Source organism: Reyranella sp. (assembly GCF_050185545.1).
In the GTDB taxonomy this organism is placed as follows: Bacteria; Pseudomonadota; Alphaproteobacteria; order Reyranellales; family Reyranellaceae; genus Reyranella.
Map to the genome: position 1 here is coordinate 1 of NZ_JBFWZI010000132.1, position 16059 is coordinate 16059.

The 16059-nt window shown below is 68.5% G+C and carries 18 protein-coding genes; 8 read left to right on the top strand and 10 right to left on the bottom strand.

Features of this window, described 5'->3' with window-relative positions; genetic code table 11:
* Positions 1-483: carboxymuconolactone decarboxylase family protein (locus AB7O82_RS26910; RefSeq protein ID WP_428547439.1), on the top strand; the 483-nt coding region annotated here is incomplete at its 5' end.
* Between the two features lie 82 nt (positions 484-565).
* On the opposite strand, the gene AB7O82_RS26915 is transcribed toward AB7O82_RS26910, so the two are convergent.
* From AB7O82_RS26915 to AB7O82_RS26955, 9 genes are all read right to left on the bottom strand, one after another.
* Positions 566-964 (bottom strand): FixH family protein, encoded by a 399-nt coding sequence (locus AB7O82_RS26915; protein ID WP_428547442.1) that lies wholly within the window; start codon positions 962-964, stop codon positions 566-568.
* The gene (locus AB7O82_RS26920; protein ID WP_428547445.1) at positions 961-1704 is read right to left on the bottom strand and encodes an ABC transporter ATP-binding protein; all 744 of its coding nucleotides are present in this window, start codon (positions 1702-1704) and stop codon (positions 961-963) included. Before AB7O82_RS26920 ends, AB7O82_RS26915 begins: the two co-directional genes overlap by 4 nt.
* The gene (locus AB7O82_RS26925; RefSeq protein ID WP_428547448.1) at positions 1697-2623 is read right to left on the bottom strand and encodes a branched-chain amino acid ABC transporter permease; all 927 of its coding nucleotides are present in this window, start codon (positions 2621-2623) and stop codon (positions 1697-1699) included. Before AB7O82_RS26925 ends, AB7O82_RS26920 begins: the two co-directional genes overlap by 8 nt.
* Positions 2624-2641: 18 nt before the next feature.
* Positions 2642-3562 (bottom strand): branched-chain amino acid ABC transporter permease, encoded by a 921-nt coding sequence (locus AB7O82_RS26930; RefSeq protein WP_428620581.1) that lies wholly within the window; start codon positions 3560-3562, stop codon positions 2642-2644.
* A 148-nt stretch (positions 3563-3710) separates the two neighbouring features.
* Entirely contained in the window at positions 3711-4427 is a 717-nt protein-coding gene (locus AB7O82_RS26935; RefSeq protein WP_428547454.1) for an ABC transporter ATP-binding protein, read from the bottom strand.
* On the bottom strand, positions 4427-5173 hold the full coding sequence (locus tag AB7O82_RS26940) for an ABC transporter ATP-binding protein (RefSeq protein ID WP_428620583.1): 747 nt from the start codon (positions 5171-5173) through the stop codon (positions 4427-4429). The genes AB7O82_RS26935 and AB7O82_RS26940 overlap by 1 nt, the downstream gene beginning before the upstream one ends.
* Positions 5166-6116: a branched-chain amino acid ABC transporter permease gene (locus AB7O82_RS26945; protein WP_428547460.1), complete on the bottom strand. Its 951-nt coding sequence runs from the start codon at positions 6114-6116 to the stop codon at positions 5166-5168. The genes AB7O82_RS26940 and AB7O82_RS26945 overlap by 8 nt, the downstream gene beginning before the upstream one ends.
* 10 nt (positions 6117-6126) lie before the next feature.
* Positions 6127-7008 carry a branched-chain amino acid ABC transporter permease gene (locus AB7O82_RS26950; RefSeq protein ID WP_428620585.1) on the bottom strand — a complete coding sequence of 294 codons (882 nt, stop codon included), beginning with the start codon at positions 7006-7008 and terminating at the stop codon, positions 6127-6129.
* Positions 7009-7115: 107 nt separating this feature from the next.
* Positions 7116-8321, bottom strand: a complete 1206-nt coding sequence (locus tag AB7O82_RS26955) for an ABC transporter substrate-binding protein (RefSeq protein ID WP_428547466.1) — start codon at positions 8319-8321, stop codon at positions 7116-7118.
* A gap of 193 nt (positions 8322-8514) precedes the next feature.
* Between AB7O82_RS26955 and AB7O82_RS26960 the strand changes: the two genes are divergently transcribed.
* The 4 genes from AB7O82_RS26960 to AB7O82_RS26975 all read left to right on the top strand — a co-directional run bounded on the left by AB7O82_RS26960 (position 8515) and on the right by AB7O82_RS26975 (position 10769).
* Positions 8515-8751 (top strand): CopG family transcriptional regulator, encoded by a 237-nt coding sequence (locus tag AB7O82_RS26960; protein ID WP_428547469.1) that lies wholly within the window; start codon positions 8515-8517, stop codon positions 8749-8751.
* Entirely contained in the window at positions 8748-9182 is a 435-nt protein-coding gene (locus AB7O82_RS26965) for a TA system VapC family ribonuclease toxin (protein WP_428547472.1), read from the top strand. The genes AB7O82_RS26960 and AB7O82_RS26965 overlap by 4 nt, the downstream gene beginning before the upstream one ends.
* A gap of 194 nt (positions 9183-9376) precedes the next feature.
* Positions 9377-9592: a DUF1778 domain-containing protein gene (locus tag AB7O82_RS26970; protein WP_428547475.1), complete on the top strand. Its 216-nt coding sequence runs from the start codon at positions 9377-9379 to the stop codon at positions 9590-9592.
* A gap of 358 nt (positions 9593-9950) precedes the next feature.
* Complete coding sequence (locus tag AB7O82_RS26975; RefSeq protein ID WP_428547478.1) at positions 9951-10769, top strand: HEAT repeat domain-containing protein; 819 nt, start codon at positions 9951-9953, stop codon at positions 10767-10769.
* A 400-nt stretch (positions 10770-11169) separates the two neighbouring features.
* On the opposite strand, the gene AB7O82_RS26980 is transcribed toward AB7O82_RS26975, so the two are convergent.
* A complete protein-coding gene (locus AB7O82_RS26980; RefSeq protein WP_428547481.1) occupies positions 11170-11925 on the bottom strand; it encodes a GntR family transcriptional regulator in 756 nt (251 codons plus the stop codon).
* 140 nt (positions 11926-12065) lie between these two features.
* Between AB7O82_RS26980 and tcuA the strand changes: the two genes are divergently transcribed.
* The 3 genes from tcuA to AB7O82_RS26995 form a co-directional block, all read left to right on the top strand.
* Positions 12066-13577, top strand: coding sequence for an FAD-dependent tricarballylate dehydrogenase TcuA (gene tcuA, locus AB7O82_RS26985; RefSeq protein WP_428547484.1), 1512 nt, complete (start codon positions 12066-12068; stop codon positions 13575-13577).
* A 4-nt stretch (positions 13578-13581) separates the two neighbouring features.
* Positions 13582-14568, top strand: coding sequence for an NAD-dependent epimerase/dehydratase family protein (locus tag AB7O82_RS26990; protein ID WP_428547487.1), 987 nt, complete (start codon positions 13582-13584; stop codon positions 14566-14568).
* A gap of 94 nt (positions 14569-14662) precedes the next feature.
* A partial coding sequence (locus AB7O82_RS26995; RefSeq protein ID WP_428620587.1) for an MmgE/PrpD family protein occupies positions 14663-16059 on the top strand: 1397 nt, incomplete at its 3' end.

The window sequence follows — 16059 nt, forward strand, 5'->3', positions numbered from 1 at the left end:
GACGTGCTGAAAGTGTTCGGCGCCATCCGTGGCCCGTTCAGCATCATGCTGCACAGCCCGGAGATGACGAAGCGCCTGTTGCCGCTCGTGCCCTTCTTCCGCGACGAAAGCATCGTCGAAGGCAGGCTGCGCTCCGTCGGCATCCTCGCCGCCGTGCGGGAGCGCGAAGCCGCGTACGTGTGGGCGGCGCAGGTGGCGGCCGCGCGCCGCAACGGCGTGCGTGAAGAGGCGATCGATCTGCTGCGCGCAAGGGCGGACACGGCGAAGTTTCCGGCCGAGGAGGCTGCAATCGTGATGTACGTCCGTCAGCTCATGCGCACGAATCGCGCCGAACAGGCCGCGTTCGATGCTCTCCACAACAAGTACGGCACGAAGTGGCTCGTCGAGCTGACCACCGGCGTGCACTACTTCGCGATGCTGTGCGGCGTGGTCAACGCGTTCGAGTTGCCGGGCCCGCCCGACGGTGACAAGCTGCCGGCATAGCGCCACAGCTTCAGAAACGGTTTCAGGTTGCAGCAATCGCGTTGTCGCTTCGCGCTGAATGCTTGGCCTATCCCCACTCATCTCACCGCGGCACGACGGCCAAGACCTTGTCCTTCTGGAAGTCGAGCTTTCGCACCACGACGTCGGGGCGCGGTGCCTCGAAGCGCAGCCTGATCACCCACTCGCCCGTCATCTCGAGCACGAGGCGACCCTGGTAGCTGCCGGCCTGGCCGGGCACCGGCTGCGCCTTCACCGGGGCGACGTTGTGGGTCATGAGCATCGATGGCATGTCGGCCGAGAGCGTGACCGTGACGCCGTTGATCGGCTGGCCCGCGGAATCAGCGACGCTCACCGTGCAGAGATAGGTGAGCGCGATGTCCGTCGGCTGGCAGGCGAGCTCGACGCGTGGCCGCGATGCCTGCTGCGCCGCCGCCGTGGCGGCGAGAGCAGCGAGAAGAGCGCTCGCGATCAGGTGCCTCATGGCCGTTTCTCCTCCGGGGCTCGCATCCCGCGCGGCGCGCCGCCCAGCCAGGCCTGCGCCAGGCCGGGATCGTCGAGCAGGGATCGCGGCGTGCCGCGGGCGACGATGCGGCCGGCGCTCATGATCAGCGCCCGGTCGGCGACGTCCAGCACCAGCGCGGCATTCTGCTCGATCAGCAGGATCGCCGCACCCGTCTCGCGCAAGCCGGCGATGACGGCAAGCGTCTCGCGGGCGGCGCGCGGCCCCAGCCCGAGCGTCGGCTCGTCGATCAGCAGCAGCATCGGCCGGGCCATCAGGGCGCGCGCGACGACCAGCCACTGGCGCTCGCCGCCGCTCAACAGCGCCGCCGGCTGGTCGAGGCGGGCCGCCAGGGTCGGGAACGACGGCAGCACCTCCGCCAGTCGCTCCAGTGCCTGCGCCATCGATCCCAGCACATGGGCGCCCGACAGGAGATTGTCGCGCACGGTGAGGGTCAGTGCGAGCGGCCGGCCTTCGGGCAGGTGCGTGAGGCCGCGCGCGGCGATCTCCGGCGCATCGAGACGGGTGATGTCGGCGCCGGCGAAACGGATCATGCCCTGCACGGGCCGATGCGTGCCGGCGATCGCACGGGCGAGCGAGCTCTTGCCGGCGCCGTTCGGGCCCACCAGAGCTACCAGCTCGCGGGCGGCGACGCCGAGCGAGACGCCTTGCACGGCGATCGTGGCGCCGTGCCGCACCGTCACGTCCTGCAGGTCAAGCATGGCGCGCCGCAGGAAGGATGGCGCGGCGCAGACGTCTGGCCCTGCGGCGCAGGCGCCCGACGGCGGCTTCGTCGAGCAGGCCGCGCGGTCGCCAGATCAGCAGCAGCGCGACCAGGCCGCCGAACACCACCATGCGCCAGCCCTGGAACAGGCGACTCGATTCGAGGATGCCGATGTCGATCAGCACGCCGATCAGCGGCCCGAGCGCGGTGCCGAGGCCGCCAATCAGGCTGTAGGCCAGCGCGTGCACGCCCAGCATGACGTCGAACAGCCTGGGCTCGATGTAGGTGTTGAGATGGGCGTAGAGCCCGCCGCCCAGGCCGGCGATGGCGCCGGCCGCCGTCGCGACCGACACGCGCAGGCGCGTCACGTCGGTGCCGAGCAGGGTCGCCAGCACCGGGTCTTCGCCCGTCCCGCGCAGGGCGAGTCCAGAGCGGGTGCGATCCAGAAGCATCAGCGCCAGCAGCGTCGCCCCGAGCAGCGTCCAGATCAGGATCATGAAGGAGAGCGGATGCCATCCGTCCTCGAAGGCGCGCCGGATGCCGTTGAAGCCGTTGGGCCCGTCGGGCCCCAGGAGCTCGCCACCGATCGTGCGCTGATAGCGCCACAGATCCAAAGCAACGCGCACGAACTCGGCGAAGGCCAGCGTGGCGATGGCGAAGTAGACTCCGCCCAGCCGGCGCGTCAGCAGGCCGATCAGGCCGCCGCCCAGCCCGCCCATCAGCGCGCCGAATCCCAGCCCGACGCCAAGCGGCCAACCCCACAGTGCAGTGGCGATCCCCGCGGCATAGGCGCCAATGCCGAAATAGGCCTGCTGGCCGAACGAGATCGAGCCCGAGATCAGCAGCAGGTAGGCCGATAGCGCCACGAACGAGATCATGCCGACGTTGCTCAGGAGGCCGATCTGGAAATCGCTCATGACGGCGGTGCCCGGCCGCTACAGGCGCTCGCGCGCGGCTAGGTCGAGCTCGACCTCGGCCCGCCCGTACAGGCCGCCGGGCCGCACCACCAGCACCAGGAAGAGCAGCCCGTAGGCGAGAAGCTCGCGCACCTGCGGACCATACAGCGCCTGGCCGCAGGCCTCGACCAGTCCCAGCAGCAGGCCGCCCACGATGGCACCGCGGACCGAGCCCAGGCCGCCCAGCATCATGGCGATCAGCCCCTTGAGGGTCGACCACATGCCGAACATCGGCGTCACCTGCTGGTCGGCCGCCAGCACCAGCCAGGCGCCGATGCCACCCACCGCCGACGCCAGCAGGAAGGCGAGCAGGGCCGTGCGATGGGCGTCGATGCCGACCGCCTGGGCGGCCGCCTCGCTGTCGCTCAGCGTCCGGAGCGCCAGGCCGAAGCGCGAGCGTGCCAGCATTCGGTGCAGGAGAAGGGCCGCGCATGCTGCGACCGCAAAGGTCAGCACGTGCTCGGGGCGAACGGTGAGGCCGGCAATGTCGATCGGCACGAGGTCGAACGGCACGGGGTAGGGGTTGGTGTGCAGCGGCAGCAGCAGCGTCGCCAGCGCCTCGAGCTGCATCCAGACGGCAAAGCTCGACACCATCGCCGCCACGCGCGAACGCTCGCGCAGCGGCGCGAAGCACAGGCGCTCGACGTAGAGGCCGGCCAGCGTCGCACCGGCCACCGTGACGACGGCCGCCAGCACGGCGAGCACGCCGCCCGGCAGCACGCCACCCGCCCTGGCGGCCAGCAGCGCGCCCAGGTACCCGCCGACCATCAAGGTGGCGCCGTAGCTCAGGTTGAGGCGACGCATGACGCCGAACATCAGGGTGAAGCCGACGCCCAGCAGCGCGTACGACGCACCCGCCGACAGGCCGTCGATCAGGGTCTGGAGGACATCGATGAGCATGGGCGACCCCCTGCTGGGAGCGCGCCACTCCGATGGCGCTCTTCTTGCCGATCACACATTCTTCGAACGCCATCGGAGTGGCGCGCTCCCAGCGAATGACGCCGTCTTCCATCAAAGTTGGCGCCCATAAGCACGCCTCTGCCACTCACTACGACGTCTTCGCGCTGCCGAGATAGGCGCGGCGGATGACGTCGTCTTCCGCCATCGCGCCGGGGGTGCCGGAGAAGGTCACCTTGCCCTGCTCCATCAGGAAGAACTTGTGCGCGACCTGCAGCGCCATGTGCGCGTTCTGCTCGACCATGAAGATGGTGATGCCGTCGCGGTTCAGCTCCTCGACGATGCGGAAGATCTGCTCGACGACCAGCGGCGCCAGTCCCATCGACGGCTCGTCCATCATCAGGAGCCGCGGCCGGCTCATCAGCGCCCGCGCCACGGCCAGCATCTGCTGCTCGCCACCCGACAGGGTCCCGGCCTGCTGGTTGCGCCGCTCCTTCAGGACCGGGAACCGTTCGAGCAGCCTGGCGACGTCGTCGGCGATGGCGGCGTGGTCGCGGCGCAGGTAGGCGCCGGCGGCCAGGTTCTCGGCCACCGACATGTGCGGGAACACCAGGCGGTTCTCGGGCACCAGCGCGATGCCGCGGCTGACCACGCGGTCGGCGGTCTCGCCTACCAGCTCCGCGCCGTCGAGGCGCACCGAGCCGCGGCGCGGCCGCAGGATGCCGGCGATGGTGTACATCAAGGTCGTCTTGCCGGCGCCGTTGGGGCCGAGCAGGCAGGTGATGCGGCCGGGCTCGACCGACAGCGAGACGCCCTTCAGCGCTTCGATCTTGCCGTAGGCGGTGACGAGATCGGCGACCTCGAGCATCAGTGCGACGTCCCGAGATAGGCTTCGCGCACCGCCGGGTCGGCCTGCACCTCGGCCGGCGTGCCCTCGGCGATCTTGCGGCCGAAATTGAGCACGCACACGCGATCGGTGACCGCCATCACCAGCTCCATGTGATGCTCGATAAGCAGGATGGTGTAGCCCTGCTGCTGCAGGGCGCGGATGCGCTCGTCGAGCTGGGCGATCTCCTCGGCGTTCATGCCGGCGGCCGGCTCGTCGAGTAGCAGCAGCTTGGGCTTGGCAGCGAGCGCGCGGGCGAGCTCGAGGCGGCGCTGCTCGCCGAACGCCAGGCTGCCGGCCAGGTCTTCGGCGCGATGGGCGAGGCCGGAGAACTCCAGCGCCTCGGCGATGCGGTGCCGCGCGTTGCCGCGGCCGCCGACCCAGCGCCTGAGGAAGCCCGCCTCGGCGCGATGCGCCGGCGCATTCTCGGCCATCCACAGATTCTCCCAGACCGTCAGGTTGGCGAACAGGCGGATGTTCTGGAACGTGCGCGCCAGCCCGAGCGACAGGCGCTGGTGGGTCGGTACGGCGGCGATGTCGGTGCCCTCGAACAGGATCTGGCCACCGGTCGGCTGGTAGAGGCCGCAGACCAGATTGACGGTCGTGCTCTTGCCCGAGCCGTTGGGGCCGATCAGGCCGAACACCTCGCCGGGACGGATCGAGAATTCGATGCCGTCGACGGCGCGCACGCCGCCGAAATACTTGGAGAGGTCGCGCACCTCAAGCACGGCGCCTCTCCTGTCCCATCTGTTCACGGCCGAGCGGCTCGCGACCGAGCTGGTCCCGACCGAAGAGGCGTGCCAGGCGCTGTGCCGTCGCAGCGTCGATCAGGCCGTTGGGGCGCAAGTTCATGGCCAGCACGATCAGGGCGCCGAACAGGAGGTTGCGCCAGTCGCCCAGGAAGCGCAGGCCCTCGACCAGGAAGCCCTGCACGAAGATCACCGCGACGATGGTGCCGAAGACGCTGCGCAGGCCGCCCAGGATCGGATAGGCGATGGCGAAGGTCGCCAGCAGCACGTTGAAGTTCAGATGCTCGATGTGGGTGGTGTAGTGGGCGTAGATCGAGCCGCCCAGACCGGCGATGAAGCCGCCGATGGTCATCGCCGTGACCTTCACCGCCGTGAGGTTGATGCCGACGCTCTGCGCCGCCACCTCGTCCTCGCCCACCGCCCGCAGCACGGCGCCGAAGCGGCTACGGTCGTTCCACCACAGCGCGGCCGCCACGATCGCCACCACCAGCCACACGAACAGCATGACGTCGAGGCTGGTCCAGCCGTTCTCGTTGAACCAGCGGATCTGGCGGAAGCCCTCGCCGCCCAGCGGGCCGATCTTCACGCCGCCCTTGGCGATCTGGTAGTCGAAGTTGAAGAAGAACAGGCGCACCGCTTCGCCGAAGGCCAGCGTGGCGATCACCAGCATGAGGCCGCGCACGCGCAGCGCCGGGAAGCCGACGACGCAGGCCATCAGCGCCGCGGCGAGGCCGGCCGCCAGCATCGCCGGCACGATATGCCAGCCGGCCAGCACCGTCAGCATGGCCGCGACGTAAGCGCCTATCGCGAAGAAGCCGGCCTGGGCGAGCGACACCTGGCCGGTCTGCAGCACGATGTACGCCGAGAAGCCGAGCAGGGTGTGGAAGCCGATGATCTGGGCGAGGCTGTAGTAGAAATCCACCGTCGGCTCCTCAGTCGCGGCCGTGACCGCCCGAGAACAAGCCGCCCGGCCGCACGACGAGAAAGACGAACAGCAGCAGCATCACGTAGATGTCGCGCTCGGTGACGTTGCGCAGGGCCTGGAAGAGGTTCTCCGCGGCGCCGACCATCAGGCCGGCGACGATGGCGCCGGGGATGCTGCCCAGCCCGCCGATCACGGTGACGATCAGGCCCTTGACCGTAATCGGCCCCGCGATCAGCGGTGACAGCATGCCGACCGAGGCGCCGATCATGGCGCCGGCGACGCCGCCCAGCAGACCCGCGATCACGAAGGTGAGCCCGTTCACCGCCTGCAGGCGCATGCCGCAAAGCTGCGCGGCCACCGGCTGCTGGGCCACCGCACGCGTCGCCATGCCGAGCCGCGTGCGATAGAGCAGCACCATCAGCACCCCCATCGCCACGACGCATACCAGGAAGACGCCCATCAGGTCGGCGCGCAAGATGAAGTCGCCGATCTCGACCGGGTCGCCGTCATAGATCGCCGGATAGTTCTGCGGCATGCCGGCGGTCGAGTGGACGATGATCTCGTCGAGCAGCAGCAGCATGCCCACCGTCGACATCAGGGTGGCGAGCGGCGAAGCAAGCGGGATGAAGCGGAAGCAGGTGAGGTAGATCAGCCAGCCGATCACGCCCGACGCCATGATAGACAGCGGGAACACCGTCCATAGCGGCAGGGCGAGCAGCTGCGGCCCGATCAGCCCGCAATAGGCGCCGGCCAGCGAGCCCGCCGCGTAGCTCATGTTGATCTTCTGCATCACGCCGAAGACCAGCGTGAAGCCGATGCCGATCAGCGAGTAGGTGGTGCCGAACAGGAGGCCATCGATGATCGCCTGCAGATAGTCGACGAAGCCCATGGGCCTCCGGGGACCGAGAGTATGCTCAAGTGTCTTCCGGACCGCGGGCGTGCCGCCCGCTCATGAATACGAGCGGGCGGGACGCCCGCGGTCCAAAAAGACCGACCTCAGTTGGTCACCGGGTTGTGCAGCACCAGCCACTTGCCGTCCTTGGCATGGACGTAGAGGTAGGGCTTCACCGCCTCGCGATCGTCGGTGCGCTTGGTCTTGCCGAGCAGGCCGTCAGTCTCCTTCAGCGCGGCCAGACCCTTGCGGATCTTCTCGCGGTCGGCCTGGACGGTGTCGGGCTTGGCCATCACGCCCTGCTGCTCGATTACCTTCTTCAGGATGAACATATTCTCGTAGGTCGCGGCCGAGTGCAGGTCGAGGGAGCCGTTGAACTTGGCGGCCTGCGCCGCTGCGGCCTCGGCCGTCGGCGTCACCGGCGCGAAGCTCGTCGGGATGACGATGCCCTCGGCCTCGCGGGAGCAGCCCTGCAGGGTTTCGAGGCTCGACGAGCTGGTGAGCCCGATCAGCATCTTCACTTTCACGCCTTGCCGGCGCATCTCCTTGAGCACGCCGCAGGTGGTGAAGGGATGGGCGGCGATGGCCAGGATGTCGGGCGCCGCGGCCTTGATCTCGCGCACCTGTTGGGAGAAGTTGGTGTCTTCCAGGAGCCACTTGGCCTCGCCTTTAACCGTGATGCCGGCCTTCGGAGCGGCCTCCTTCATCACCGCGTACCAGGTGGCGCGGCTGTGGGCGAAGTTCTCCTCGACGCCGGCGAACACCGTCTTGAGCTCAGGCCGGGTCTTCTTCACCCAGCTGAACAGCGAGGTGTACATCTCGAGCTCGCTGGGCGTGTTGCGGAACGCCCATTCCGAGATCTTGGCCAAGCCGCCCTTGATGGCGACGTCGGTGAAGATCGGGAACTGCAAACCGGAGTCGGAGGCGTCGCCCGCCTTCTTCTGCAGCACGCCGAACAGTGGCTCGGCGACGTTCGAGCAGGTCGGGCCGATGGCGACCAGCGTCGGCCCGCTGGCGATGCGGCGCACGACCGAGATGCCTTCCTCGGCGGTGCAGCGGTCGTCGAGGAACTCGACCTCGATCTTGCCCATGGTGCCGTCACCCAGCTTGACGCCGCCCTGGCTGTTGATCAGGTCGGCGGCGGCCTTCATGGCCGCCTCGCTGTTGATGCCGAACGAGCGCACGACGCCGGATTTGGCGCCGAACCCTTTGATGACGACGGTACGATCCTGGGCGGCGGCCGGACCGGTGAAGGCGATGCTCGCCACACCGACGAGCGCCGAACTCAGCAGCAACGCGATCTTGCGCATGGCGTTTTCCTTTCCTCCCTGGAGGGGTCGTGGACCCGGACGGCCGATTTTCTTGGCTCGTTGAACGGAATCCGGCGCTATCGCCGGGCGCATGTCAATCAAAAGTCGCAGGGACAGGAGGCTCAGCCTTCCGAGCGCGCGGAGCGAGCTTGTGGCTTGACATCAGATGTTACAATCCATAGCATCAAACATCATGCGAACGACGCTCGATATCGACGACCCGATCCTGAGAGAGATCAGGGCTCTTCATGAGCGGGAAGCCCGACCGATGGGGGCGATCGTCTCCGAGCTGCTTGCGGAAGCGCTTGCGCGGCGCCAGGCAGCGCGTCCTCGGCCGTCTTTCCGCTGGACCTCTCGCGACATGAAGCCTCTCGTCGATCTCTCCGACAAGGAGGCCGTTTACGCGGCCCTCGATCAGGACCGGCGGTGAGCTATTCGCTCGACGTGAACGTGCTCCTCTACGCGTCGGACCGGTCGAGCGACCGTCATGTGCGCGCCCGCCGCTTCGTGGAATCCTGCGCCGCCGGCCCGGAGATACTCTGCCTCGCCTGGCCGACGCTGATGTCCTATCTCCGCATTGCCACGCATCCACGCATATTCTCTGCGCCGCTGACGCCGGACGAAGCGCTCGGCAATGTCTCGGCGCTCATCGGGCTGCCTCACGTGCGCGCCGTGTCCGAGGTGGACGGCTTTCTCGACGCGTACAAGCACGTGGCGGGCGAGACGCCGGTGCGCGGGAATCTTGTTCCGGACGCACACCTCGCGGCGATCCTGTTCCAGCACGGCGTTCGGACTCTGTACACGAACGACCGTGATTTCCGGAAGTTTCAATCGCTCGACGTACGAGATCCGTTCTCCTGAGGTCTTCCCTGTCGGGACGACAGGCTTCAGCCGAATTGTCGCCTCAGGATTGCCAACGCCTGGGGCGAGGGAGAACGTAGTAGTGACAAGGTCGTTACGTGTACTAGGCTTGGTCCGCAAGGATGAGGTCATGCAGCGGAAATCACCAGCCCAGCGGCGCGAAACGCTCAACATTCGTATCAAAGTGGAGGAGCGTGGGCTCATCGATCGAGCGGCGCGCGCGCGGGCAGAATCGCACGGATTTCATCCTGGAGGCGGCGCGGCGCGCCGCCGAAGATGCGCTGCTCGACCGTGCAATGATCGCGGTGAGCCCCGAGGCCTACAGGGATTTCATCAAGCGTCTCGACGCCAGGCCGAGGCCCAACGCCCGGCTGCGCAGGACGATGAAGACAAAGGCTCCCTGGGAGTAGGGCATGACACTCTCGGCGCCGGAACTGTTGGCCGACTACCACCAGATGGCCGGGTTCAGTTGCGGCGTTCCCTCTCTCGACGAATGGCTCAAACGACGGGCGCGGGGAAACCAGGCGAATGGTGGGTCTCGAAGCTGCGTCGTCTGCGAAGGCAACGAGGCGGTCGCTTACTACGCGCTGGCGGCTGGCAGCGTCGACGTTGCGGACGCGCCGGGACGCTTCCGGCGCAACATGCCTGATCCAGTTCCAGTCGTGCTCTTGGGCCGCGCGGGGAGCACGGGCTCGGGGGGATCGCTCATGGGACCTGTTCCTGCTGGCAGCTTTTTGACAGGTCGACGGCCCGGCGTATCTTCGTCGCGTGACCGAACGACAGCTCGATCTTTTCTCGGACGTCGACGTGCAGACGGAGACGCGCGCCTCGCTGGGCACGCGGCCAGCCGTCGTCGCCGCCGACATGGACGACGCGGCATTGATTGCCGCGATCCCGGCGGCGAGCCTCGCCGACAGCGCCGCGCTCGCTGCCGAGGCCGCGCGTCGCCGGCTCGCTGGGGCGGTGCCCGCCTTGGCGGCGCTTTGCCGGCACTTCACCGGCTTTGGTGCCGAACGTCCCGTGCGCGAACAGGAGGCTGCCCTTCGCGCCCTTGCGGCGATCGGCGGCCCTGATGCGGCACAGGCCGTGTCGGCAATGATCGGCCGCGCGGTGGTGCAGGGCCCTACACTGGTCGTCGCGGCTGCCGCGGCCGCTCAGGTGAAGGCGACCCTTTCGGCCGAGATCCTGGGATCGCTGCTGCGGCACGCCGATCCCGACGTTCGGGTCGCCGCCTGCCGCTGTGCCCGCCCGTTTCCGGACGTCATGGCCATCCTGGTCGGCCTGCTCGGCGATCACGACCGTACGGTCGCGAGCGCGGCGGCCTGCGCGCTCGGACGATTCGGACGCAGCGAAGCACGCCCGGCCCTCAAGAAACTGCTGAGCGAGCAGCCCTCACGGGAGGTCGTCGAGGCTGTGGCCGCGGTCGCCGACGAGGAGTGCATGGTCCTGCTCGGCCGGCTCGCCCGCAACAGGCCGGCCTTTGCCACGGCAGCGCTCGATGCCCTCGAGAACATCGACCATCCTCGCGCCAGCACGATTGCAGCAGCGGTTCGCCGCGACATGGGGACTTCAGCCGGAGCGGGTTAACTGGTTCCGGCGTCGCACTCCTCTACATCACGTTCTGTGCCTGCTGGCAGGTTGCGTTCATGTCGTATGCGACGCTCGGAGCGCTCATGCGTGGATACGCTCGGAATTCACCGGCAACACGATGGTTGCATCTGCTGAGTGCGACGATCTGCTTCGCGGCAGCCGGCAGCTGGGAGCGAGGCGATAACAGTTTACAAGCCTGATGCACCCCTCTCCGATGCGCACGGGTTCAAGACGCTCGACACCCCAAAAGGGGGCTTGGACGCACTGACTTGTCGGATTTGAGCGTGGCACTTCCGAGGGGATTCGAACCCACGTCTCAGCCTTGAGAGGGCTGCCTCCCGGGCCTCGACGCTGAGCCGGCGGGGCGAATGGAATGTTGGATATTTCGTTGCCGGTCCTATTCGCGCTGCGGAGTCGTCCCCAGCGGCGCCAGCACGGGCTTCTGCTGCGACCGCCGCTCCGCCGCCGTGTGGACGTCCTCTGTCACCACGCGCACGCGGCTGTTGTAGGCGTGGCGGATGTGCGCGCGCGCGGCTTCCTCGGCGCGGTGCGGGTCGCGGGCCAGGATCGCCTCGACGATCTCGGTGTGCTCGTGGTCGGCCTCGGTGATGCGGTCGGGGGCGTGATAGGTGGTGCGGCCCAGGAGCGGCACAAAGTTCAGCAACGCCCGCAGGCTCTTCAGCAGGAAGCGGTTGTGGGCGGCGCGGTAGATCTGCTCGTGGAAGGCCTGGTTCTCGCGTGCGTGCGCCCGCGGATCGGCGGGCAGGGCGCGCATGGCCTCGAGCATCGCCAACAGAATGCGCCGCTCGGTGGGGTCGGCGTGCTCGGCGGCCAGCGCCGCCGCGGCGCCTTCCAGCCGCTCGCGCGTGGCGTAGAACTCGCTGATGGCGCGGAGGTCGTAGAGCGATACCTGGAGCCCGCCGGTAGGACCGGGTTCGAGCAGTCCTTCGGCCAGCAGGCGGTGCATTGCCTCGCGCACCGGCGTGCGGCTGACCCGCAGCCACGCCGAGACCTCCGTTTCCATCACCCGCTGGCCGGGCTGCAGCGCGCCGTCGCGGATCGCGTCGTATAGCCGATCGTAGGCCCAGTCGCTGCGGCCGCGCGTGCCGGGCCTTCCGTCCTCTGGATCGTTGCCGAGGGCATCGAACGTCATTGAGGCAAGCGTACGCCTCTCTCGCAAGTGCTTCAACATAAAAGATAATACGCATGTATACATGTGTACATTGACGCATGCTGCCTCTTTGTTGCATCCTGCCGGACAGAGAGAGCGCGCATGAGAAGGAGGGAAACCCGATGGCGAGCGCCACCGAATACGATGTCATTGTCGTCGGCGCGGGGAATGCCGCGCTGTGCGCCGCCCTGTCGGCGCGCGAGCAGGGCAGCCGGGTGCTGGTGCTGGAGAAGGCCAGCGAGGAGGAGCGCGGCGGCAACTCGACCTTCACCGCCGGCGGCTTCCGCTTCGTTCATGACGGGCTCGAGGATCTGCGCGGCGACGTGCTGAGCGATCTGTCGGACGCCGAGGCGCGGCAGATCTACATCCCGCCGCTGCCGGCCGACCTCTACATGCACGACCTGATGAAGGTGACCGAAGGCCTCACGCAGGAGGAGTTGGCCAGCCTGCTGATCGGCCGCTCGCGCGAGACTGTCGTGTGGATGAAGAGCAAGGGCGTGCGCTTCATCCCGATGTTCGGCCGCCAGTCCTACAAGGTGAACGGCATCCATCACTTCTATGGCGGCGTGAACATCGAGGCGGTCGGCGGCGGCTGGGGCCTGGTCGATTTCCTGGTCAAGGCGGCCGAGCGCGCCGGCATCGAGATCCGCTACCGCACCGGCCTGCGCAAGCTCCTGCAGGAGAAGAGCGGTGCCGTGTCCGGCGTGCTGGCCTTCGGGCCCGACGGCTACGAGGAGATCCACGCCCGCGCCGTCGTGCTGGCCTGCGGCGGCTTCGAGGCCAATCCCGAGATGCGCACGCGCTATCTCGGCCCGGGCTGGGAGCTCTGCCGCGTGCGCGGCACCAAGCACAATACCGGAGACGGTATCCGCGCCGCGCTCGAAATCGGCGCCCAGGCCTATGGCGGCTGGTCGACGTGCCATGCCGTGCAATGGGACATCAGCGCGCCGCCGTTCGGCGATCGCGTCGTGCTCGACAACTTCCAGAAGCATTCCTATCCGCTGGGCATCGTCGTCAACATGGCGGGCGAGCGCTTCGTCGACGAGGGCGCCGACTTCCGCAACCACACCTATGCCAAGTACGGCCGCGAGGTGATGAAGCAGCCGCAGCGCGCCGCCGTGCAGATCTTCGACAGCAAGACCATCGGCATGGTGCGCGACGAGTACCGCATCAAGCAGGTGACCAAGGCCGAGGCCAACACGCTCGAGGAGCTTGCGCAGGCGCTCGACATCGACGTCGCGGGCTTCGTGCGCACCGTGGCCGGGTACAATGCCGCCTGCCAGCCCGGCGACTACAATCCGGCCATCCTCGACGGCAAGCACACCGCCGGCATTACGCCGCCGAAGTCGAACTGGGCGCTGCCGATCGACGAGCCGCCGTACTACGGCTTCGTCGTGACCTGCGGCATCACCTTCACCTTTGGCGGCCTGCGCATCACGCCCTCCGGCGAGGTCCTCGACACCACCGACGCCGTCATCCCCGGCCTCTATGCCGCCGGCGAGCTGGTGGGCGGCATCTTCTATCAGAACTACCTCGGCGGGGCGGGCCTCATGTCGGGCTCGGTGTTCGGCCGCCTCTCGGGGCGCTCGGCCGGCCAGCATGCGCAGCGGCCGGCGCGCGCGGCGGCGGAGTAGCGCCATGCCCCAGCTTGCCGGCAAGGCCTATGTCATCACCGGCGGGGCGAGCCTGATCGGTTCGCACCTCGCCGACGCGCTGCTCGCGGCGGGCGCCGCCGAAGTGCGGCTGCTCGACAATTTTTCTCTCGGCACCCCCGATACCATCGCCCACCTGCAGGCCGAGCCGCGCGTAAAACTGGTGCGCGGCGACGTGCTGCGGCTGAACGAGGTGCTCGACGCCAGCCAAGGCGCCGACGGCGTCTTCGCCCTGGCGGGTTTCCTCACCATTCCCATGCTGCAGAACCCGGCGCTCGGCGTGCAGGTGAACACCGTGGGCCTGCTGAACACGCTGGAGGCGGCGCGCTTCGCCGGCGTGCGGCGGGTCGTGTTCTCCTCCTCGGTCGCGGCCTACGGCAACGCCGAAGCGCCCGTCCTGGAGGAGGATGCCGCGACGGTGACGGCGACGCTGTCGCCGGTCAGCGCGGTCTACGGCGTCAGCAAGCTGTTCGGCGAATCGCTCTGCCGGCTCTACGCCCAGAAATACGGGCTCGAGTTCAACGCGCTGCGCTTCGCCTCGGTCTACGGCGAGCGCCAGCATGCCCGTGCCGTCAACGCCAACTTCATCGCCGACACCTGGCAGCGCGTGCGCCGCGGCGAGGCGCCGATCGTCATGGGCGACGGCAAGGAAGTGCACGACTACATCTACGTCACCGACATCGCCGACGGTTGCGTCGCCGCCATGACGAGCGACAAGCACGGGCTGGTGATAAACCTTGCCACGGCCGTCGACTCGACCCTGACCGACGTGGTGCAGGCCGTGCTGAAGGTCTGCGGCTCGACCCTGGCGCCCGAGTATCGCCCCGACACGCGCGCGGTGCGTTCCGCCGGCGGCACGCATCTCGGCTTCAGCCGCCAGCGCGCCGAGTCCGCGATCGGTTGGGTGCCACGCGTGTCGCTGGAAGAGGGCATCCGCCGCTACGGCCGCTGGCTGGAGCAGCAGACGCCATGAACGGCTGGGAAGATTCTTCCGGACCGCGGGCGTCTCGCCCGCTCTTCTCATGAGCGGGCGAGATGCCCGCGGTCCGGAAGGGGAGCTCCCGGCCATGACCCAGTCGCCTGCCCGCACTATCGCCCGGTTCACCGCGGCGCTTCGCTACGACGACATCCCCGCCGCCGTGCGCGAGCGCGCGCGGGTGCAGATCCTCGACGGGCTCGGCGTCGGCTTCGCGGCCAACGCCTATCCATTTGCCGACAAGGCCATAGGCGGCGTGGCGGCGCTGGGCGGCGAGGGCGGCTGCACCGTGGTCGGCCGCCGCGAGCGCCTGCCGGTGCGCGACGCCGCGCTCGCCAATGGCATCCTGATCCACGGCCTCGATTTCGACGACACGCATCTCGAGAGCATCGTGCATGCCACGGCGGCGTGCCTGCCGTGTGCACTGTCGCTTGCCGAATTGCTCGACGTTCACGGCCGCGACCTGCTCACCGCCTACGTCGCCGGCATGGAGGTGGCGATCCGGCTCGGCGCCGCGGTGAAGGGCGGCTTTCATCATGCCGGCTTCCACGCCACCGGCATCGTCTCGCATTTCAGCGCCGCCATCGTCGCCGGCAAGCTCCTTGGCCTCACCGAGGACCAGCTCGTCTCGGCGCAGGGCATCGCCGCCAGCTCGGCGTCGGGCGTGCAGGTGTTCCTGGAGGAGGGCGCCTGGACCAAGCGCTTTCACCCGGGCTGGGGTGCGGTGGGCGGTATCACCGCAGCGTACCTCGCGCGCGCAGGCTTCGTCGGTCCGAGCCGGCCCTACGAAGGCAAGTTCGGGCTGTTCCAGACCCATCTGCACGCCGAGGCCGCGACCGCCGACGTTGCTCGGCTCGGCGCCGGGCTCGCCAGCCGATGGGAGCTCGCGGAGACCGCGATAAAGCCCTATCCGGTCTGCCACTTCATTCATGGTGCTGCCGATGCCGCGCTGGCCCTGCGCGCGGAAATTCCTTCGGTCGAGGCCATCGCCGGGGTGCGCGTCCTGCTGCCCGAACCGACGCTGCCGATCGTGGCCGAGCCGGCGGCGGACAAGCGGCACCCGCGGACCGACTACGCCGCCAAGTTCAGCGCACCCTTCGTGATCGGCACCTGCCTCGTCCACGGCCGCTTCGGTCTCGCCGAGCTCAGGCCCGAGGCGCTGAAGGATGCCGCCGTCCTCGCGCTCAGCGAGCGTACCGAGTGCGCGCGCGATCCGGACACCGCCTTCCCGGCCTATTTCTCAGGCGGCGTCGAGCTCGAGTTGCGCGACGGTCGCCGTCTGCGCCGCCACGTGCGCGTCAACAGCGGCGCCGGCGAGCGCGCGCTCACGGTCGAGGAGGCCTCCGCGAAGTTCATGGCGGCCGCCGGCATGGTATCGAATGACACGGCGGCAAGCCGGGCGCGCGACGCGATCCTGTCGATCGATCGGCGACCGGTACGTGAGACGGCGCGATCGCTCGGGATTCATGGTCTTCCGGACCGCGAGCG

Excerpts from the sequence above, each read along its gene's own strand:
- AB7O82_RS26915 (WP_428547442.1), bottom strand. The coding sequence starts at position 964 with ATGAGGCACCTGATCGCGAGCGCTCTTCTCGCTGCTCTCGCCGCCACG.
- AB7O82_RS26920 (WP_428547445.1), bottom strand. The coding sequence starts at position 1,704 with ATGCTTGACCTGCAGGACGTGACGGTGCGGCACGGCGCCACGATCGCC.
- AB7O82_RS26925 (WP_428547448.1), bottom strand. The coding sequence starts at position 2,623 with ATGAGCGATTTCCAGATCGGCCTCCTGAGCAACGTCGGCATGATCTCG.
- AB7O82_RS26930 (WP_428620581.1), bottom strand. The coding sequence starts at position 3,562 with ATGCTCATCGATGTCCTCCAGACCCTGATCGACGGCCTGTCGGCGGGT.
- AB7O82_RS26935 (WP_428547454.1), bottom strand. The coding sequence starts at position 4,427 with ATGCTCGAGGTCGCCGATCTCGTCACCGCCTACGGCAAGATCGAAGCG.
- AB7O82_RS26950 (WP_428620585.1), bottom strand. The coding sequence starts at position 7,008 with ATGGGCTTCGTCGACTATCTGCAGGCGATCATCGATGGCCTCCTGTTC.
- AB7O82_RS26955 (WP_428547466.1), bottom strand. The coding sequence starts at position 8,321 with ATGCGCAAGATCGCGTTGCTGCTGAGTTCGGCGCTCGTCGGTGTGGCG.
- AB7O82_RS26960 (WP_428547469.1), top strand. The coding sequence starts at position 8,515 with ATGCGAACGACGCTCGATATCGACGACCCGATCCTGAGAGAGATCAGG.
- AB7O82_RS26980 (WP_428547481.1), bottom strand. The coding sequence starts at position 11,925 with ATGACGTTCGATGCCCTCGGCAACGATCCAGAGGACGGAAGGCCCGGC.
- tcuA (WP_428547484.1), top strand. The coding sequence starts at position 12,066 with ATGGCGAGCGCCACCGAATACGATGTCATTGTCGTCGGCGCGGGGAAT.
- AB7O82_RS26990 (WP_428547487.1), top strand. The coding sequence starts at position 13,582 with ATGCCCCAGCTTGCCGGCAAGGCCTATGTCATCACCGGCGGGGCGAGC.